This window comes from Nonomuraea sp. NPDC047529 (assembly GCF_040642995.1).
GTDB lineage: Bacteria > Actinomycetota > Actinomycetes > Streptosporangiales > Streptosporangiaceae > Nonomuraea.
This window is the reverse complement of record NZ_JBEYTJ010000014.1, coordinates 195,714-213,253: the sequence shown is the minus strand read 5'-3', so window position 1 is coordinate 213,253 and position 17,540 is coordinate 195,714. Positions and strand designations below refer to the sequence as shown.

19 protein-coding genes are annotated in these 17,540 nt (G+C 71.4%); 10 read left to right on the top strand and 9 right to left on the bottom strand.

Annotated features, from left to right (window positions below; translation table 11 throughout):
* Window positions 1-24 precede the first annotated feature (24 nt).
* The 6 genes from ABZ815_RS23795 (at window position 25) to ABZ815_RS23770 (ending at window position 3,425) form a co-directional block, all read left to right on the top strand.
* Window positions 25-1,209 carry an aminotransferase class I/II-fold pyridoxal phosphate-dependent enzyme gene (locus ABZ815_RS23795; RefSeq protein WP_357701318.1) on the top strand — a complete coding sequence of 395 codons (1,185 nt, stop codon included), beginning with the start codon at window positions 25-27 and terminating at the stop codon, window positions 1,207-1,209.
* Window positions 1,210-1,342: 133 nt separating this feature from the next.
* Entirely contained in the window at window positions 1,343-1,729 is a 387-nt protein-coding gene (locus ABZ815_RS23790) for a hypothetical protein (protein WP_357701316.1), read from the top strand.
* 47 nt (window positions 1,730-1,776) lie between these two features.
* Window positions 1,777-2,103, top strand: coding sequence for a DUF202 domain-containing protein (locus tag ABZ815_RS23785; RefSeq protein WP_357701315.1), 327 nt, complete (start codon window positions 1,777-1,779; stop codon window positions 2,101-2,103).
* Window positions 2,104-2,433 carry a DUF202 domain-containing protein gene (locus tag ABZ815_RS23780; RefSeq protein ID WP_352324107.1) on the top strand — a complete coding sequence of 110 codons (330 nt, stop codon included), beginning with the start codon at window positions 2,104-2,106 and terminating at the stop codon, window positions 2,431-2,433.
* A 50-nt stretch (window positions 2,434-2,483) separates the two neighbouring features.
* The gene (locus tag ABZ815_RS23775) at window positions 2,484-2,798 is read left to right on the top strand and encodes a hypothetical protein (RefSeq protein WP_357701313.1); all 315 of its coding nucleotides are present in this window, start codon (window positions 2,484-2,486) and stop codon (window positions 2,796-2,798) included.
* A 174-nt stretch (window positions 2,799-2,972) separates the two neighbouring features.
* Window positions 2,973-3,425: a hypothetical protein gene (locus ABZ815_RS23770; RefSeq protein ID WP_357701311.1), complete on the top strand. Its 453-nt coding sequence runs from the start codon at window positions 2,973-2,975 to the stop codon at window positions 3,423-3,425.
* A gap of 36 nt (window positions 3,426-3,461) precedes the next feature.
* Here ABZ815_RS23770 and ABZ815_RS23765 read toward each other — a convergent pair whose 3' ends face one another.
* A complete protein-coding gene (locus tag ABZ815_RS23765) occupies window positions 3,462-5,294 on the bottom strand; it encodes an ABC transporter ATP-binding protein (protein ID WP_357701309.1) in 1,833 nt (610 codons plus the stop codon).
* Entirely contained in the window at window positions 5,291-7,072 is a 1,782-nt protein-coding gene (locus ABZ815_RS23760) for an ABC transporter ATP-binding protein (RefSeq protein WP_357701307.1), read from the bottom strand. Before ABZ815_RS23760 ends, ABZ815_RS23765 begins: the two co-directional genes overlap by 4 nt.
* Window positions 7,073-7,292: 220 nt before the next feature.
* On the opposite strand from ABZ815_RS23760, the gene ABZ815_RS23755 reads away from it, so the two are divergent.
* Complete coding sequence (locus tag ABZ815_RS23755) at window positions 7,293-7,772, top strand: nucleoside deaminase (protein ID WP_357701305.1); 480 nt, start codon at window positions 7,293-7,295, stop codon at window positions 7,770-7,772.
* A gap of 26 nt (window positions 7,773-7,798) precedes the next feature.
* Here the strand turns inward: ABZ815_RS23755 and ABZ815_RS23750 are convergent, their stop codons facing one another.
* Entirely contained in the window at window positions 7,799-8,917 is a 1,119-nt protein-coding gene (locus ABZ815_RS23750) for a ferritin-like domain-containing protein (protein ID WP_357701303.1), read from the bottom strand.
* Window positions 8,918-9,005: 88 nt separating this feature from the next.
* Between ABZ815_RS23750 and ABZ815_RS23745 the strand changes: the two genes are divergently transcribed.
* The gene (locus tag ABZ815_RS23745) at window positions 9,006-9,638 is read left to right on the top strand and encodes a TetR/AcrR family transcriptional regulator C-terminal domain-containing protein (protein WP_357701301.1); all 633 of its coding nucleotides are present in this window, start codon (window positions 9,006-9,008) and stop codon (window positions 9,636-9,638) included.
* Window positions 9,639-9,681: 43 nt separating this feature from the next.
* On the opposite strand, the gene ABZ815_RS23740 is transcribed toward ABZ815_RS23745, so the two are convergent.
* A complete protein-coding gene (locus ABZ815_RS23740) occupies window positions 9,682-9,993 on the bottom strand; it encodes a transglycosylase SLT domain-containing protein (protein ID WP_357701299.1) in 312 nt (103 codons plus the stop codon).
* A 477-nt stretch (window positions 9,994-10,470) separates the two neighbouring features.
* Window positions 10,471-10,866 carry a transglycosylase SLT domain-containing protein gene (locus ABZ815_RS23735; protein WP_357701298.1) on the bottom strand — a complete coding sequence of 132 codons (396 nt, stop codon included), beginning with the start codon at window positions 10,864-10,866 and terminating at the stop codon, window positions 10,471-10,473.
* Between the two features lie 187 nt (window positions 10,867-11,053).
* Between ABZ815_RS23735 and ABZ815_RS23730 the strand changes: the two genes are divergently transcribed.
* The gene (locus tag ABZ815_RS23730) at window positions 11,054-11,539 is read left to right on the top strand and encodes a glutathione peroxidase (protein WP_357701296.1); all 486 of its coding nucleotides are present in this window, start codon (window positions 11,054-11,056) and stop codon (window positions 11,537-11,539) included.
* A gap of 6 nt (window positions 11,540-11,545) precedes the next feature.
* Here ABZ815_RS23730 and ABZ815_RS23725 read toward each other — a convergent pair whose 3' ends face one another.
* The 3 genes from ABZ815_RS23725 to ABZ815_RS23715 all read right to left on the bottom strand — a co-directional run bounded on the left by ABZ815_RS23725 (window position 11,546) and on the right by ABZ815_RS23715 (window position 14,950).
* Window positions 11,546-12,790: an acyltransferase gene (locus ABZ815_RS23725; RefSeq protein WP_357701294.1), complete on the bottom strand. Its 1,245-nt coding sequence runs from the start codon at window positions 12,788-12,790 to the stop codon at window positions 11,546-11,548.
* Window positions 12,783-13,721: an alpha/beta hydrolase gene (locus ABZ815_RS23720; RefSeq protein ID WP_357701292.1), complete on the bottom strand. Its 939-nt coding sequence runs from the start codon at window positions 13,719-13,721 to the stop codon at window positions 12,783-12,785. Before ABZ815_RS23720 ends, ABZ815_RS23725 begins: the two co-directional genes overlap by 8 nt.
* Window positions 13,722-13,861: 140 nt before the next feature.
* A complete protein-coding gene (locus ABZ815_RS23715) occupies window positions 13,862-14,950 on the bottom strand; it encodes a LacI family DNA-binding transcriptional regulator (protein ID WP_357701290.1) in 1,089 nt (362 codons plus the stop codon).
* A gap of 174 nt (window positions 14,951-15,124) precedes the next feature.
* Here ABZ815_RS23715 and ugpC point away from each other — a divergent pair, with 174 nt between their 5' ends.
* Entirely contained in the window at window positions 15,125-16,336 is a 1,212-nt protein-coding gene (gene ugpC / locus ABZ815_RS23710) for a sn-glycerol-3-phosphate ABC transporter ATP-binding protein UgpC (protein WP_357701288.1), read from the top strand.
* A 111-nt stretch (window positions 16,337-16,447) separates the two neighbouring features.
* Here ugpC and ABZ815_RS23705 read toward each other — a convergent pair whose 3' ends face one another.
* Entirely contained in the window at window positions 16,448-17,200 is a 753-nt protein-coding gene (locus tag ABZ815_RS23705; RefSeq protein WP_357701286.1) for an SDR family oxidoreductase, read from the bottom strand.
* Window positions 17,201-17,540: the final 340 nt, after the last annotated feature.

Here is a 17,540-nt window from a genome sequence, read left to right as displayed (position 1 = left end):
CGCACCCAAGGGGAGCGAGAAGTCATGACCGATGTGTTCGCGAAGTGTCGTCTGCCCGAGTATCGGCCGGTCAAGGATCTGGGCGTCTATCCCTACTACCACCCCGTCGAGGAGCGGCCGGGCGACGGGGAGGTGGTGGTCGGCGGGCGGGTGCTGGTGCAGGCCGGGTCCAACGACTACCTCGGGCTGTCGGGGGATCCCCGCGTCAAGGAGGCGGCCGTCGCGGCGGTCCGGCGATTCGGGACGGGCAGCGGCGGGTCGCGGCTGGCGAACGGCTCCCTCGCGCTGCACGAGGAGCTGGAGGCGCGGCTCGCCGCGTTCCTCGGGCGTCCGGCGGTCATGGTGACCAGCGCGGGCTACCTGGCCAACCTCGCACTGGGCGCGCTGCTGGGACCGGGCGACGTGGTGATCGGCGACCGGCTGGTGCACGCCTGCCTCATCGACGCCGTACGCCTGGGCGGGGCCCGCTTACGCCGCTACCGGCACAACGACCTGGACCACCTGGAACGCCTGCTGGACGCGTGCGACCCGGACGCCGGCCGGATGATCGTGACAGAAGGCATGTTCTCCACCTCCGGGGACGTGTGCGACCTGCCGGGCATCGCCAAGCTCGCCCGCGCGTACGGCGCCCGCGTCGTGATGGACAGCGCGCACGACGTCGGCCTGCTCGGGGACGGCGGACGCGGCGCCGCCGAGGCGCACGGCCTGGAGGAAGCCGTGGACGTGCAGACCATCACCTTCTCCAAGTCGCTCGGCACGGTCGGCGGCGCCGTCGCGGGGCCGGAGGAGATCATCCTCTACCTGCGCCATCACGCACGGTCCATGGTGTTCACCGCCGCGCTGCCCCCGGCCTGCGCCGCCGCGGCGCTGGCCGCCCTGGACATCGTCGCGGCCGAGCCCGAACGGCGACGGCGGCTGCGCGCGGCGGCCGGGCGGCTGAGCGGTGAGCTGGCGGGGCTGGGGTACGCGGTCGTGCCGTCGGATCGTCCGGTCATCGCCGTGGCGGTGGGGGAGGACCTGCTGTGCTTCCGGTTGTGGCGGGAGTTGTTCGACGAAGGGGTGTTCACCACGGCCATGGTGTCGCCGGGGGTGCCGCCGGGGCGGGCGCTCATCCGGGTCAGCATCACCGCCACCCACACCGACGCGCAGCTCGACCGCATCACGGCCGCCTTCGCGTCCGCCGGCCACCGATCGGGCCTCCTGTCCTGACCGTCCGGACGGGAGGTACGGCCGTGATCCCAGCGCAGTACGGCTGGTGTGTCGGGGGGTGGGGGTGGAGATCAGGGGATTCCCAGGGGTTCGGGACCGCCGCGTGCGCAGGAGCGCTGGGTAAGGTCGAGGTATGCGACTCATCAAGAGCCGGTTCGTTCCCCTGGCGCTCTTCGCCGTATGCGTCCTGGCCGCCGGGTGCGGCGAGGTCAACGACACGATCGACAAGGCCCAGGCGTGCCTGGAGGCGCCGAAGATCGTCACCGACCTGGCCGCCAAGGTCAAGGACCTCACCGACGACCCCAAGGCCATGGACAAGGCGCTCGACGACGCCGCGGGCAAGCTCAACGACGTGGCCGACAAGGCCGCCAACACCACGCTCAAGCAGGCCAGCGAAGATCTTGCCAAGACTTTGAGCGGGATCGACGTGCAGAACGTCAACGACGCCGTCGACGCGGCCCAGAAGGTGGCCGGCGAAGCGGTCGACTACGCGCAGCAGGTCGCCAAGGCGTGCAGCTGAAATCCCGGCTTCTCTAGGGGAAAAGGGGACGAATTACCATATAAGGCATGGAGCCCGACCCGCGTTTCACCTTGGCCAACGAACGCACCTTTCTCACGTGGCTGAGCACGGCGCTGGCGCTCAGCGCGGGCGGGGTGGCCATGGCGGCGGTCCCCGCGGACGTGTTCGTGCCGTGGGTCCGCACAGTGCTGGCCGTCATGCTCGTGTCGCTGTCCGCGCTGGCCGCGGGCATGGCCTATCCGCGCTGGCGCAACATCCAGCGCGCCCTGCGCAACCAGGCGCCGCTCCCGCCGCCCGCCCTCGCGGCCGTCTTCGGGTACGGCGTCGCCACCGTCGCCGTCATCGCCCTCGTCCTCATCATCCTGTCGGTGTAGATGTCACAGGAGATCTGGGACGAGGGCCTGCAGAGCGAGCGCACCCGGCTCGCCTGGGTGCGTACCGCCGTGGCGCTGGCCACGGGCGGGCTCGGCGCCGCCGGGCTCGCGGTGCGCCACGGCCTGCCCGCCGTGGCCGTCGCGGGGTTCGCGCTGGCCGCGCTCTGCGGCGCCGTCCTGCTGATCAGGACCGGGGTGCGGTTCCGCCGGGTCCAGGAGGCCCTGCACGGCGGACGGCCCATCGACGCGGGTCTCGACGCGTTGTTCGCCTGGCTCGGCACCCTCAGCGTCGTGCTGGGGGCCGCCACCTTCGTGCTCACGGTTCGGTGACCCCCGGCTTGCGGCAGGCGGGAGGGGAGGCGGACACTCGAAGGGAGGGGGTGACCTCAGTGGAGGAAGAACGCAGGACCCTGCCCTTGGAGTGCCGCGGCTGCTGGCACGTCTGGGAAGAGGACTACCTCGTCAGGCACGTCGACGACGAGCACGGGAACGCCGCCGAGATCTGGCTCAGGGACGGGTTGGTGGTGCCGCCGCCGTCGTCCGGGGTGATCTGCCCGCATTGCGGCTGTCAGCAGACCACCACGTTCCCGGCCGGCTATCTGGCCCGTCATCCGGAGCTTTTCCGGGCGGCCGAACCCGGCGTGCCGGACGCGACGCCGCTGCTCAGCCCGGTTCCGCCGCGACGTCCGTACTGACGCCGGTCCCGGAGGTGGGCGGACAAGTAGCGAAAATCGCCGGTAAACCATGACACTTGGTGAGCGTTTCGTAGCTTGAAGTGTCATAAGTTACGCCTTGCGGAGGCGCGCGGTCAGGCGCAGACTCAGGTCTAGACCACCTAGACCACCGAATCCCAGCCGGGGGTGATCCTCGTGCGCGACGGGTTCGAGACCCGCGAGACCTGGCCCTTCGAGTGCCTTCGCTGTCTGCGTGTCTGGGAGGAGGAATTCGTCGTCCGGCATTTCGCCGACGACCACGGCAACGAGGTCGAGATCTGGCTCAGCTCCGGCGTTGCCGTGCAACCTCCCTCGTCGGGCGCGTGCTGCCCGGGATGCGGCGGCTATCACGTGACGTCGTTCCCCAGCGGTTACCTGGCCAGGCACCCCGAGCTGCGGCCTGAGCCGGAAGTGCTGCCCGCGCTGCTGCCCGAGCTCACGCCCGGGTTCGGCACCGCGTCCGGCCCGCCGCTGGAGGAGCGGAAGGCGCCCCTGCCCGGGGCGCCCCTGGCCGGCCGGTTGCTCGTCGCGATCGGGGTGCCCGTCGCCCTGTTCATCGGGTACGAGCTTTACCGGAGCCTCGTGGCCGTCACGCCCGTCCACCATTAGCCCGCCGCCCGCGCGGCGGGCCGATGGTGTCCCGGATCACTGACTCAGGCTCTCCAGCCAGGCCCGATGCAGCCCGGCGAAGCGGCCCGAGGCGGCGATGAGCCGGTCGGGCGGCCCGTCCTCGACGACCTGGCCGGCCTCCATCACCAGCACCCGGTCGGCGATCTCCACCGTCGAGAGCCGATGGGCGATGATCAGCGCGGTGCGGTCGGCGAGGATCGTGCGCAGCGCCCGCTGCACCAGCCGCTCGCTCGGCACGTCGAGGCTGGAGGTGGCCTCGTCGAGGATGAGCACCGCGGGGTCGGCGAGGAACGCCCTGGCGAACGCGATGAGCTGCCGCTGGCCCGCCGACATGCGTCCGCCGCGCTTGCCGACCTCGGTGTCGTAACCGTCGGGCAGGCCGGCGACGAACTCGTGCGCGCCGATCGCCTTGGCCGCCTCGCGGACCTGGCGGTCGGTGGCGTCCGGCCGGCCGAACCTGATGTTGTCCGCGACCGTGCCGCTGAACAGGAAGTTCTCCTGCGTCACCATGACCACGGCCTGGCGGAGCGTCGTCTCGTCCAGGTCGCGCAGATCGACCCCGTCGAGCAGGACGCGGCCCGCGGTCGGGTCGTAGAAGCGGGAGATCATCTTGGCCAGCGTGGTCTTGCCCGCGCCGGTCGCGCCGACCAGCGCCACGCTCTGCCCGCCGGGGATCGTCAGGTCGAGGCCGGGCAGGATCGGCATCTCCTCGACGTAGGCGAACCGGACGTCCTCGAAGCGGACCATGCCGCGGGCCGGCTGGGGCAGCGCCTCGGGCCGCCGCGGCTCCGGCACGCCCGGCTCCTCCTCCAGCACCCCGGACAGCTTCTCCAGGGCCGCGCCCGCCGACTGCAGGGTGTTGTAGAACTGGCTGAGCTCCTGCATCGGCTCGTAGAACTGCCGCAGGTACAGCAGGAACGCGGCCAGCACGCCGACGGTGACCTCGTCGTTGATGGCCAGGTAGCCGCCGTAGAGCAGCACCCCGCCCACGGTCAGGTTGCCGATCAGCTTGATGCCGAACATGAACTCCGCGCCCAGCACCATGCTGCGCGCGTTGGCGTCCCGGTAGTCGTCGTTGAGCTGGGCGAAGATCTCCTGGTTGCGCGGCTCCCGGCGGAACGCCTGCACCGCGCGGATGCCGGTCATCGACTCCACGAAGTGCACGATCACCAGGGCGACCGTCTCCCGCGTCCGCCGGTAGACGATCACCGACTGGCGCCGGAACCACCGCGTGAACAGCAGCAGCAGCGGCAGCGGGACCAGCGCCACCAGGCCGAGGTGCACGTCGAGGATCAGCAGCAGGCCGGCCGTGCCGAACATCGTCAGCACCGCCTTGACCAGCCCGTCGAAGCCCGACTGGAGCAGCTCGGAGATGGCCTCGATGTCGGAGGTCAGCCGGGAGATGACCCGGCCCGAGGTGTACTTCTCGTGGAAGCTGAGCGACAGCCGCTGGAAGTGGTCGAACACCCGCCTGCGCAGCTCCAGCAGCACGCTCTGGCCGATCTTCCCCGACAGGCGCAGGAACGCCTTCCGGGTGAGCGCCTGCGTGACGGCCGCGGCCAGGATCACCCCGACCACGCTCAGCAGGATTTCCGGCCCGGACCCCCTGGTCATCGGCGGGATGCCGTCGTCGATCCCCACCTTGACCAGGTACGGGATCGCGAGCGCAGCGGCGTTCGAGACGACGATGATCGCCGTGAGCAGCGCGATGGGCTTGCGGTACGGGCGCAGCAGGTCGCCGAGCAGCCTGCGGGAGCGCTCCCGCAGAAGCACCGAGACCTTCTCCGGCAGTTCGTCCTGCTCCTCGGAGGCGACGCCGCGCCAGGAGGAGACGGGGGCGGTGGTCATCGCAGCGCTCCTTCCGAGGGGTCGAAGTCGGCGTCCTGGGCCAGCAGCTCGCGGTACTCGGGCACGTCGGCCAGCAGCTCGTGGTGACGTCCGACGTGGGTGATGGTGCCGTCGCGCAGCAGCGCCACCTTGTCGGCCAGCAGCACGGTCGAGGCGCGGTGGGCGACCACGATGCCGGTCGCCTCGCGCAGGACGTGCCGCAGCGCCTCCTCCACCAGCGCCTCGGTCTCCACGTCGAGCGCGGACAGGGTGTCGTCGAGGACGAGGACGCGCGGCCTGCTCAGCACCGCCCGCGCCAGGGCGAGCCGCTGTCGCTGCCCGCCGGACAGCGACAGGCCCTGCTCGCCGATGCGGGTGTCGAGGCCCCAGGGCAGGTCGTACACGAAACCGGCCTGCGCGGTGCGGATGGCATCGGCCAGCTCCTCCTCGGTGGCGTCGAGCCGGCCGAGCATGAGGTTCTCGCGCACGCTCATCGAGAACAGCGTCGGCTCCTCGAACGCGGTGGCCACCAGCGAGCGCAGCGTGGTCAGGTCGAGGGCGCGCACGTCCTCGCCGTCGATCGTGACGCGGCCCACGGTGGGGTCGATCAGGCGGGGCACCAGCGCGGTCAGCGTGGTCTTGCCGGCGCCGGTCGCGCCGACGACGGCCACCGTCTCGCCGGGGTGCACGTCCAGCCAGACGTCCCGCAGCACCGGCCCGTCCGCGCCGGGGAAGGTGAACCCGACGCCCTCGAACCGCAGGTGGCCGCGGGGCAGCTCGATCGTGCGGGTGCCGCTCTCGATGGCCGGGACGGTGTCCATGACCTCCATGACACGGTCGGCGGAGGTCATCGCCTCCTGGGCCATGGCCAGGATGTAGCCGAGGCTGGCGATCGGCCAGACGAGCTGGAGCATCAGGGTGGTGAAGGCGACCAGCGTGCCCAGCGTCATCGAGCCGGAGCCCACCGCGAGGGCGCCGAGCAGCAGCACCAGGGCGAGGGTGACGTTGGGGATCACTTCGAGGAAGGCGAAGAACTTCGCCGACAGGTTGGCCTTGTCGACCGAGCTGCCGTACACCTTGCGGGCCGCCTCGTCGTACCGGTCGTAGACGTGGTGGCGGCGGCCGAAGGCTTTGATCGTACGGATGCCGATGGCCGACTCCTCGACGAGCGTGGCGAGGTCGCCCTGCTCGTCCTGGACCTGCCGGGAGATCTTGATGTACCGCTTCTCGAACCGCAGGGACGTCCACACGATCGGCACGGCCGAGGCCAGCACCAGCAGCCCGAGCGGCCAGTACTTGTTCAGCAGCAGCACGGTCACGGTGATGAGCTGGAGGACGTTCATCACCAGGAAGAGCATGCCGAAGCCGAGGAAGCGGCGGATCGTGGACAGGTCCGTCGTGGCCCGCGACAACAACTGGCCCGACTGCCAGTCGCCGTGGAAACCCATCGGCAGGCGCTGAAGGTGCTCGTAGAGGTCGTCGCGGATCGCGGTCTCCAGCCCGAGGACGGGCTTGACCTGGGTCCAGCGCCGCAGGAAGATCAGCCCGGCCTCCACGACGCCCACGCCCAGGGCGATGAGCCCGAGCGGGAGCAGCCCGTCGGAGTCGCCCCGCGTCACGGGGCCGTCGATGACCTTCTCACTGATCAGGGGCAGCGCGATGCTCGCGGCGATGCTGAGTATCGCGGCCAGCCAGATGAGCACCAGTCTGGCGGCGTACGGGCGGAGGTAGGACTTCATCCGCCACAGGGAGTTGGAGGAGAGCAGGGGACGGCGAGGTGTGTCAGTATCGGGAGGCATCCCATCCAGGTTAATACGTGGGATCAACCCATTTTTTGCGGTAAATGTGGGGGTTTCTGCAGGTAACGTGCGGAAACGAGACCCCCATGACCTGCCCGCCGGCCCCGCCTCCGCCACCGTCGCGGCGGCCGGGCAACACGTCCACCTGCGGCTCGGGTGCGGCGTAGGCCAACGGGGCTGTCCTTTCCGCTCACCATTTCTCACCGGACAGGAAGTCGTGATGATCGACCAGAGTGAACTGCCGTACCTGCGCCGCTGTGTCGAGCTGGCCGCCGAGGCGCTTGAGTCGGGCGACGAGCCCTTCGGGTCGGTGCTGGTCGCCGGGGACGGCGCCGTGCTGGCCGAGGACCACAACCGGGTGGCCGGCGGCGACCGCACCCGGCACCCGGAGTTCGAGCTGGCACGTTGGGCGGCGGCCAACCTGACCCCGCCGGAGCGGGCGGCGGCCACCGTCTACACCTCCGGCGAGCATTGCCCGATGTGCGCGGCGGCCCACGCCTGGGTGGGGCTGGGACGCATCGTCTACGTGGCGTCGTCGGCCCAGCTCGCCGACTGGCTGGGCGAGCTGGGCGTGCCGGCGCCGCCGGTGAGCACGCTGCCGGTCAACGCCGTCGCGCCGGGCGTGACGGTGGACGGGCCCGTCCCCGAGCTGGCCGACGAGGTGCACGAGCTGCACCGGCGTTTCCACGGCGGACGCTGAGGTCAGGCCGTTCGGCCCGCCGCCGGTCAGGGGGTGGTCGAGCCGAGGGCGATGGTGTCGGCGACCTCGGCGTGCCGCTCGGACTCCTCGGCGGCGAAGCGGGCCGCGTCCAGCTGGTCGGCGATGTCCTCGTCCTGCTTCATGAGGGCGTCGAGCGACTGGCCGGCCATCTCCAGCACGCCCATGTCGGCGTACGCCTGCTGCAGCCGGGGGCTCCACAGCCCGATGTCCTTGACGCACGGCACGATCCTGCTGAACAGCAGCGAGCGGAACAGCCGCAGGTACTCCGACTGGTCGGTGGCCCGCATGACCTCGTCGGTCTCCGCCCTGGACAGGCCCAGGTGCTCCCAGGACTCCGCGCCGCGCAGCCGGTCGCGCATCAGGTAGCAGCCCTCGATGACGAAGTCCTCGCGCTCGCGCAGCTCGGACTCCGACAGGTTCTGGTAGTAGTCGCGCAGCGCCATGCGGCCGAAGGCGACGTGCCGGGCCTCGTCCTGCATCACGTACGCGAGGATCTGCTTGGGCAGCGGCTTGGTGGTGATGTCGCGCATCACGCCGAACGCGGCCAGGGCCAGGCCCTCGATGAGCACCTGCATGCCGAGGTAGGGCATGTCCCAGCGGGAGTCGCTGAGCGTGCTCTCCAGCAGCGCCTTGAGATGCTCGTTGATCGGGTAGGCCAGGCCCACCTTCTCCTGGAGGAAACGGGCGTAGGTCTCGGCGTGGCGGGCCTCGTCCATGGTCTGGGTGGCGGCGTAGAACTTGGAGTCGAGGTCGGGGACCGACTCCACGATCCGGGCCGAGCAGATCATCGCGCCCTGCTCGCCGTGCAGGAACTGGGAGAACTGCCAGGCCGCGCCGTGCAGCCGGACGTCCTGGCGCTGCTGGGGGCCGAGCCGGTGCCACAGCGGGGTGTCGTAGATGGCGATCGTGGTGTCGGGGATGCCGAGCACGTTGTACGGGTCCACCTCCAGGTCCCAGTCGATGCGCTTGGTCGAGTCCCACTGCTTGTCCTTGCCCTTCTGGTACAAGGCCAGCATGCGATCGCGGCCCTCGTCGTACTCCCAGGTGAACCGGCTGGTGCCGGCCATCCCGACGTCCCAGGTGGAGAGCTCGGCGGGGAGGGTGTAGAGATCGTGCGTCGACATAGGGACCTCCGCGAGGGGGATTACGTACGGTGTACGTCCACGGCTCGACCCTTGCACGTACGGTGTACGTGCGTCAATAGAATGAGCTATGACCACCGAGCCCTTGTCCAGGCCGCGCATCGTGGCCGCGGCCATCGACCTCATCGAGCGTGAGGGCGCGGACGCGGTCTCCATGCGCCGCATCGCGGCCGAGCTCGGCGTCGGCGTGATGTCCCTGTACAACCACGTGCCGAACAAGGACGCCCTGCTCAACGGCGTGGCCGAGAGCGTGCTGAGCGGGATCGAGTTCACCGACGACCCCGACGCCCACTGGACCGACCGGGTGCGGGCGCAGGCCCGCGCCTTCCGGCAGATCGCCCATCACCATCCGCGCTCGACCATGGTGGTGGTCAGCCGTCAGCTCCACTCCCACGCCGGGCTGCTGCCGGTCGAGCGGGCGCTGGCCACACTGCGCGGCGCGGGCTTCGACGGGCCGGACGCCGTCCGCATGCTGCGCATGTTCATCGCCTTCATCGTGGGCTCGCTGCTGCGCGAGGTCGGCGTGACGCCCACGTTCGCGCCCGTCCACAGCCGGACGGTCGAGGCCGCCGAGGTCGATCCGGCGCTGTTCCCCGAGGTGAGCGCGCTGGCGCCGCTGCTGACCGAGTGCGACCACGAGGCGGAGTTCGAGTTCGGGGTCGAGTTGCTGATCCAGGCCATCGCGGTGCACGCGGGCCAGTAGGAGGGCACCCGAGGCGGGCCCGGGTACCCTCCGGAGCGGGAGATCAGTACCAGTTGTGCGATCTCCAGTGCCCCCAGGCGCCGCAGGGCCTGCCGTACCTGCCCTTGATGTAGGCCAGGCCCCAGCGGATCTGCGTCTCGGGGTTGGACCTCCAGTCCTTGCCCGCGCCGCTCATCTTGCCCGCGGGCAGCGCCTGCGGGATTCCGTAGGCGCCCGACGATCTGTTGAGCGCGTGGTGGTTCCAATTGCTCTCTCTGGTCCACAGGTTGTCCAGGCAGCGGAACTCCCGGTAGTTCCACGCACGCTGGACGACCTGTCCCAGGGCGATCTTCTTGTTTCTTCCGGCGGGCCTCACGGCCGCGATCTTCGGTTGCGCTGACGTTGTCCAGGTCCGCATCTTGATCATCGGTGGCTGGGACTCCGCCCAGGCCGCACCGGTCGTGACGCCGAACGCGCTGATAGTGAGAAGAGTGCCGCTGAGCACGCGTTTGCTGTCCAAGGCGATCCTTGCTTCCGGGTCGCGTGCGGACGGGCGCCCCCGCGGGGGCGCCCTGCCGTCCGGCGTCCGTGGCTCGGACGCGGAGGGTCCGCGCGGCCCCCCGGGATCCTGTACCGCCCGATCGTGCTGGACGGCCCGGAAGGCGCCACGACGTGTCCTCTAGCACGATTCCTATTACGGGCCGTGACCGCGGGCCGCGATCGCGACACGCGAAGGACAGGAGTTTGCGCGCTCAATTCGGATAAAAGGCGATCTCGCTGGGCCGGGATTGCCCTGCCCGTCGCCCATATGGCATGTCCTTGAGGAAAAACGCGGACATACCTGGGGTTTGACTCAGTACCAACTGTGGGATTGGAAGTGCGCCCACGCGCGACACGGCGAGCCGTACCGCTGCTCGATGTAGCCCAGACCCCACCTGATCTGGGTACGCGGGTTGGTGCGCCAGTCGGCGCCCGAGGAGGCCATCTTGTGGCCCGGGAGTGCCTGCGGGATGCCGTAGGCGCCCGACCGGTTGCCGGCCCTGTGGTTCCAGCCGCTCTCTCTGGCCCAGAGTCTGACCAGGCAGCCGTAGCTCGCGGCACCCCAGCCGCGCTGGGCGAGCAGGGACTTGGCGATGGCTTTGTTCCTGCCGCTGCTCTGGGAGGTCTGCGCCTGTGCGGCCGTGGTGCCGGTCGCCGCCACGAGAGTGGCGGCCAGGACCAGGACACCGGTACGGCGGAGCATGGGCATGCGGATTCCCTTTCGAAGGTGACGGGGACCGCGTCACCCTGCCTGACAAACGACCTTCTTTCCTAATTGACCATGAAAAATCGGGAGAAATTACAAGATCACGAATAGTGGATATTCAGGGGTTTTAGGGGAAAAATGAGGAATAGGTCACAATCTGCGGCCGGCGTCGTTCTGTAAGCTTCAGATCATGAGCCTTCGCGACATCCCGCTCCGCACCCTCGCGGACGACCCCACCACGCTCGGCGACCTCGCCGGGGACAAGGCCGTGCTCCTGGTCAACGTGGCCTCCCGCTGCGGCCTGACCCCCCAGTACACCGGCCTGGTCAAGCTTCAGCAGGACTTCGGCCCGCGCGGCTTCAGCGTGGTCGGCATGCCCTGCAACCAGTTCGCCGGCCAGGAGCCCGGCACGGCGGAGGAGATCCAGGAGTTCTGCTCGGCGACGTACGGCGTCGACTTCCCGCTGCTGGCCAAGGCCGACGTCAACGGCCCCGACCGGCATCCGCTCTACGCCGAGCTCACCCAGGCCGCCGACGAGGAGGGCGCGGCGGGCGACGTCCAGTGGAACTTCGAGAAGTTCCTGCTCGACCGCGAGGGCAACGTCGTGGGCCGCTTCCGTCCCCGCATCACCCCCGACGACCCGGCCGTCGTCTCGGCCATCGAGAAGCTGCTCTAGCGGGCTCTAGCGGGCGCCGCGGCGTTCGTAGGCGTGGAAGGCGGCGCAGCACACCAGCAGCGCCACCGCGAACGCCGGGAGCCAGGCCAGCCGGGCCGCCAGCCAGCCGAACCCGTCGGGAACCGTGTGCAGGCCGGGCAGTTGGGTGCCGCCCGGCGGGCCGGGCAGTTGGGTGCCGCCCGGCGGGCCGGGCAGCACCCGGCTCGCCAGCAGGCCCAGCTCGGTCACCACGATCAACGCGGTCTGGTGCCACAGGAAGATCGTCATGGCGGCCAGGTTGGCGACGGCCACGGCCGCCCACACGGCGGGGCGGCGCAGCAGCCTGCGCAGCGGGCCGAGCAGCAGCAGCGCCGCGCCGCACTGGGCGAGCCCGTAGGCGACGGCCGCGAGCGAGGGCGGGGCCAGATTGGAGACGGGGGCGCCCGGCACCCCGACCATGGTCGCCGGATAGCCGCCCCACACCACCAGCGCCACGGCCCCGGCTCCACCGCCGGCCAGCAGCGTCCAGCCGGTGGCCCGGCTCCGCAGCTCCCCACGGGCCCAGGCCGCGCCCAGGCAGTACGGCACCAGCCATCCGGCCGCCACGTTCACCCACCAGAGCCACGCCGGGCCGCCGGGCCCGAACCGCAGCACGTCGGCGACCACGACCGCCGCGAACGGCCAGACCGGGTGCAGCCGGGCGACCAGCGGCGTGGCCGCCGTCAGCGCGGCGAACACCAGCAGGAACCACATCGGGGCCACGGCCATCCTGACCAGCACCCGGACCTCCTCCAGCGACACACCGGAGGCGAGCATCGCGACCGCCGCCGCCGCCCACACCGCCAGGACGACCGCGGCCGGGCGGAACAGCCGGCCCAGCCGGCCGCGCAGCCACGGGCCGTACCCGATGCCCGCCGCCCGCGCCGACGTGTAGCCCTTCGCCGCGACCAGGCCGCCGACCAGGAAGAAGATCGCCAGCATCTGCAACGCCCATGACACCGGGGCGAGCTGCGGGAGGGCCTTGAGCGGGCTGGTGACGCGCAGGCTGCCGCTGTCGGTGACCACGGCGGTCACCAGCCAGTGCCCGGCGATCACCCCGAGGATGGCCAGGGCCCGCAGGGCGTCGAGTGCCCGGTCGCGCTCCGGCGGCGTCCCGGCCTCGATCCGCGCGACGAGCCCGCGCCGACCGTCCGACGGGCGGCCGCGCAGGGCAGGGGGCGTGTGGTGGGAGGCGTCGGACAGGGAGGAGCCGGGCAGGGAGGAGTCAGCCATCGTGGGCGGCCTTTCCGGAGACGATGCGGGCGACGGCCGTCAGTGCGGGGGAGCCGGGCCGCAGGTAGTCGCTGTGGCCGCCGTCCCCCGCCGGGAAGACGCGGGCGCCGAACCCCGGCGAGACCGGGTCGGCCCCCAGCCCGAACGTGACGAACGGCAGCTCGACCAGCGCGTGCGGCACGCCGCCGATCCAGTCGCCGCCGCCGCGCCCGGCCCACACGGCCGCGCGGGTGCGCATCGCGGCGACGTCGGGGACGCCCGCGCCGGGGCTGCCCATCAGGACGATGTCGGCCACGTCCAGGCCGGGCGCGGCACGTCCGCACACCACCGAGCCGTAGGAGTGGCACACCAGCGACAGCCGGGCGTCGGGCTTGAGCGCGCGCAGCTCCCGGACGAACGCCCGCAACCCCGGCACGGCCTCGTCGGCCCGCGCGGGCGTGAGCACGTCCAGGCTGAGCGTGCTGGGCGTGCGGTACCCGGCCCAGGCGACGACCGCCGAGCCGTCCCCGAGCGCCTCGCGCAGGCGGGTCGCGCCGGCGCGCAGGAGGCCGTACCGGTCGAGGTTCGTGTCGGAGCCGGGCACCAGGACGGCGATCCGCCGGGCGGTGGCGAGGTCGCCGAAGACCTCCACGGTCCGGCCGCCGTCGCGCCCGTCGAAGGACAGGAACGTGCGCGACGGCTCCGCCATGGCCCGCAGCGCCGCCGCCCGCAGGTGGTGCCCCCGCGCGGCGGCGGTGTGCTCGGCGGCCAGGACGGTTGTCCGGCCGGCGGCGTACCGCTCGGCGAGCGCGGCGGGGGTCGCGGCGCGCAGCGGCGCCACGGCGGCGGGAACGGGCGCGGGCACCCCGGCGGACCCGCCCGCGCCGGACGCCGGCAGCGCCACCGAGGCGGTGACGAGCGCGGCGAGCAGACGGTTCCTGAGCGAGGCCATGGCGGATATCCCTTTCGTGCCGGTTCTTCCTTCCGGCACCGAAGGTAGGGATCACGCCTTGTAGTCGGCTTCCCGCTGGAGGATGCACCTTCCGCGTAGCTCTGAGGTACTACGGGGTTGAGAGGTACGGGAGCCCTCGTTCACCTGCGAGGGCCGCAGCTCCCCCGGATGATCAGCTCGGTGGGCAGGACCACCGAGCGGGCCCGCCGGGTGCCCTCGCGCAGCACCAGCTCGCACGCCCGGTACCCCATGTCCCGCCCCGGCTGGGCGATCACGGTCAGCGGCGGGGCGCACAGCTCGGCCCAGGGCACGTCGTCGTACATCACCAGCGACACGTCCCGCGGCACCCGCAGGTCCAGCTCGCGGGCGGCCAGCACGGCGGCCTCGCCCAGGACGTTCCCGCCCGCGACGACGGCCGACAGGTCGGGACGGCTCTGGAACAGGCCCGAGGCGGCGGCGTACGCCGAGTCGCGGCTGCCGGTGCCGAAGACCACCAGCTCCTCGTCGACCGGCGCGCCCACGGCCTCGCGGAAGGCGTCGGCCCGCCGGTCGTGCCCGGGGCCGCCGAGGAAGGCGATGCGCCGGTGGCCGAGGCCCCTGAGGTAGCGCACGGCCGTGCGGATGCCGGCGCGGTCGTCGGCCAGGACGGCGGGCACGTCCGGCGGACGCGCGGCGACCTCGGGGACGCGCCCCCGGGGGGACACGCCGTCGAGGAGCATGAGATCGTCGAGCGCGCTCTCGGCGGGGTCGCGGTCGTGTTCCTCCTCGCGTCCGGCCTCGGGCGGCAGGCGGTCGGCGAAGACCACCGTCATGCCCGCCCTGATCACCGGCGCCCACGTCTCGGCGTCGCCGGAGGGCACCGCGATGACCCGGTCGACGCTCTGTTCGAGGAGCATGCCGATCAGCTCGGCCTCCTGCTCGGGGTCGCCGCCCGTCGAGCCCAGCACGACCGGCTCGCCCGCCGACCGGGCGCAGGCGAGCACGCCCTCGGAGAGCTGGCCGTAGAAGGTGTCGGTGAGGTCGGGCACGAGCAGCCCGAGGCCGCCGGTGCGGCGCTGGCGCAGGTTGCGGCCGAGCGCGCTGGGCCGGTAGTCGAGCTGGGCGGCGACGGCCAGGACCCGTTCCCTGGTGCTGGGGCTGGCCGAGCCGCCCGACAACACCCGGGACACGGTCGCGACGCCCACGCCGGCCGCCTCGGCCACATCCTTGATCGTCGCCCGCTTCTCCATGGAAACGATTCCATCATGGATTCCGTCCCACTGGAAGGTCACCGTTCCCGCAAGGGCTGGTCACGCGGTACCCCTTGACACCGATGTCCGTTTCGGGTGAGATACGTGAAAACGTATCCACGGGAACCGAGAACCAACATCCGGGCCGATCGCCCTGGAGCGCGAAGGAATGTCATGGCATCCATCGTTCTGACGAACGTCGACAAGATCTACGCCGGTGGCGTGAAGGCCGTGAACGGGCTGAACCTTGAGATCAAGGACGGCGAGTTCATGGTGCTGGTGGGCCCATCGGGTTGCGGTAAGTCGACCGCGCTCCGGATGATCGCCGGTCTGGAGGACATCAGCGGCGGCGAGATCGCCATCGGCGACAAGGTGGTCAACCACCTGCCGCCCAAGGACCGCGACATCGCGATGGTCTTCCAGAACTACGCGCTCTACCCGCACATGACGGTCGAGGAGAACCTCGCCTTCGGCCTCAAGCTTCGCAAGATGCCCAAGCCGGAGATCCAGAAGCGGGTCAACGAGGCCGCCAAGATGCTCGGCCTGGAGACCTACCTCAAGCGCAAGCCGGCCGCCCTGTCCGGTGGTCAGCGCCAGCGTGTCGCCATGGGCCGCGCCATCGTCCGCGAGCCGCAGGCCTTCCTCATGGACGAGCCGCTGTCGAACCTCGACGCCAAGCTCCGCGTCTCCATGCGCGCCTCGCTCAACACCCTGCACGAGCGCCTCGGCGTCACCACCGTGTACGTCACCCACGACCAGGTCGAGGCCATGACCCTGGGCGACCGCGTCTGCGTCCTGCGCGACGGTCTGCTCCAGCAGGTCGACACCCCGCAGAACCTGTTCGACAAGCCGGTCAACCTGTTCGTCGCCGGCTTCATGGGCTCGCCCTCGATGAACTTCGTCACCGCCGAGCTGGTCCGCGACAACGGCGCGGCCGTGCGCTTCGCCGACATCAGCCTGCCGATCCCCGACTCGGCGTTCGCCGACAAGCCGGGCCTCGACCAGTACATCGGCAAGAAGGTCATCCTCGGCATCCGCCCGTCCGACTTCGAGGACGCCAACTCGGCCGGCAACCACGCCAACGGCTGGGCCACCCTGCCCGTCAAGGCGGAGGTCACCGAGGAGCTGGGCTCCGAGATCAACGTGCTGTTCCTGATCGACGCCCCGCCGGTCGAGCACAAGGACACCGTCGCCGCCGCCGACACGGGCGACGACGAGGAGGCGGCGCTGCCGCTCGTGGGCGACAAGTCCCTGTGGACCGCCCGCGTCAACGCCCGCAGCCACGCGCGTCCCGGCCAGCGCATCGACCTGGTGCTGGACACGCACAACCTGCACTTCTTCGACCCGACGAGCGGCCTGGCCATCGGTCACGAGGCCAACCGCTAGCAGGTCCAGCCGGATCTGCCGGTTCCCGGCCGTGAGTTCCTCACGGCCGTCCCGGGCCCCCACCGCGACCCCCTCCCGCGGCGGGGGCCCACTTTGTCGTACGCCCCGGCGTCAGCGGCGGCCGAGCCTGGCCGACACGCGCCCGGCCAGGTTGTGCGGCACCAGCTTGCCGATCGCGACGATGGCCTTGTAACGCAGGTCGGGCACCGAGACCCGCTTGCCGAGCGCGAGGTCGCGCATGGCGTCCCTGACCACGTTGTCGGCCTTCAGCCACAGGAACCCGGGGATGCCCGAGGTGTCCATGGACGCCCGCTGGTGGAACTCGGTGCGCACGAAACCGGGGCACAGCGCCATGATCTTGATCCGCGGGTTGCGCACGTCGTTGGCCGCGGACTCGCTGAAGTTGACCACCCACGCCTTCGACGCGCTGTAGGTGCCGCGCGAGAAGAACGCCGCCACCGACGCCACGTTGATCACCGCGCCCCGGTCGCGCTTGCGCATCGCGGGCAGCGCCGCCAGGGTGAGCCGCAGCACGGCCTCGCAGTGGACCTTGAGCATGCGCAGCTCGTCGGCGACCGGCACCTTGAGGAAGTCGCCGGGGTGGCCGAAGCCGGCGTTGTTCACCAGCAGGTCGACGCCGTCGCGGAGCCTCGACTCGACCTTGGCCAGGCCCTCCTCGGTGGCCAGGTCGGCGGGCAGCACCTCGACGTTCACGCCGTACCTGAGCTTGAGCTGGTCGGCGGCCTGGACGAGCCGCCGCTCGTCGCGGGCGACCAGGACGAGCGAGCAGGCGTCGGCGGCCAGGCGGCGGGCGAAGGCGGCGCCGATGCCGGCGGTGGCGCCCGTGATCAATGCGGTAGGCATGCTCTGAACCTTAACGTCCCCGATCAGGCGTGCGAGTATGGACGGCGTGCGCCCCCTCGCGGCCGTGCTCCTCCTGGCCCTCACCGCCTGCTCGGCCGCCTCGCCGCCACCCGGCCCGGCCATCGTGTCCTCCGCCCCGCCCGCCCCGCCGGCCTCCGCCCGGGCTTCCACGCCGGCGAGCCCGGAACCGAAGAGCGCTCCCGGGCAGGTGCGCTTTCGCGAGCTCGGCCGGTTCGAGCGGCCGGGGGGGCGCCCGGGGCGGGGGGGGGGGCGGCGGGGGGGCGTCTCGGGTCCCGGCGCGCGCGGGCGCGCGCGCCCCCCGCCGCCGGGGGTGGGGCGG

Coding starts and splice junctions, on each gene's coding strand:
- ABZ815_RS23795 (WP_357701318.1), top strand. CDS start 25: ATGACCGATGTGTTCGCGAAGTGTCGTCTGCCCGAGTATCGGCCGGTC.
- ABZ815_RS23790 (WP_357701316.1), top strand. CDS start 1,343: ATGCGACTCATCAAGAGCCGGTTCGTTCCCCTGGCGCTCTTCGCCGTA.
- ABZ815_RS23785 (WP_357701315.1), top strand. CDS start 1,777: ATGGAGCCCGACCCGCGTTTCACCTTGGCCAACGAACGCACCTTTCTC.
- ABZ815_RS23780 (WP_352324107.1), top strand. CDS start 2,104: ATGTCACAGGAGATCTGGGACGAGGGCCTGCAGAGCGAGCGCACCCGG.
- ABZ815_RS23765 (WP_357701309.1), bottom strand. CDS start 5,294: ATGACCACCGCCCCCGTCTCCTCCTGGCGCGGCGTCGCCTCCGAGGAG.
- ABZ815_RS23760 (WP_357701307.1), bottom strand. CDS start 7,072: ATGCCTCCCGATACTGACACACCTCGCCGTCCCCTGCTCTCCTCCAAC.
- ABZ815_RS23755 (WP_357701305.1), top strand. CDS start 7,293: ATGATCGACCAGAGTGAACTGCCGTACCTGCGCCGCTGTGTCGAGCTG.
- ABZ815_RS23750 (WP_357701303.1), bottom strand. CDS start 8,917: ATGTCGACGCACGATCTCTACACCCTCCCCGCCGAGCTCTCCACCTGG.
- ABZ815_RS23745 (WP_357701301.1), top strand. CDS start 9,006: ATGACCACCGAGCCCTTGTCCAGGCCGCGCATCGTGGCCGCGGCCATC.
- ABZ815_RS23735 (WP_357701298.1), bottom strand. CDS start 10,866: ATGCCCATGCTCCGCCGTACCGGTGTCCTGGTCCTGGCCGCCACTCTC.
- ABZ815_RS23730 (WP_357701296.1), top strand. CDS start 11,054: ATGAGCCTTCGCGACATCCCGCTCCGCACCCTCGCGGACGACCCCACC.
- ABZ815_RS23725 (WP_357701294.1), bottom strand. CDS start 12,790: ATGGCTGACTCCTCCCTGCCCGGCTCCTCCCTGTCCGACGCCTCCCAC.
- ABZ815_RS23720 (WP_357701292.1), bottom strand. CDS start 13,721: ATGGCCTCGCTCAGGAACCGTCTGCTCGCCGCGCTCGTCACCGCCTCG.
- ABZ815_RS23715 (WP_357701290.1), bottom strand. CDS start 14,950: ATGGAGAAGCGGGCGACGATCAAGGATGTGGCCGAGGCGGCCGGCGTG.
- ugpC (WP_357701288.1), top strand. CDS start 15,125: ATGGCATCCATCGTTCTGACGAACGTCGACAAGATCTACGCCGGTGGC.
- ABZ815_RS23705 (WP_357701286.1), bottom strand. CDS start 17,200: ATGCCTACCGCATTGATCACGGGCGCCACCGCCGGCATCGGCGCCGCC.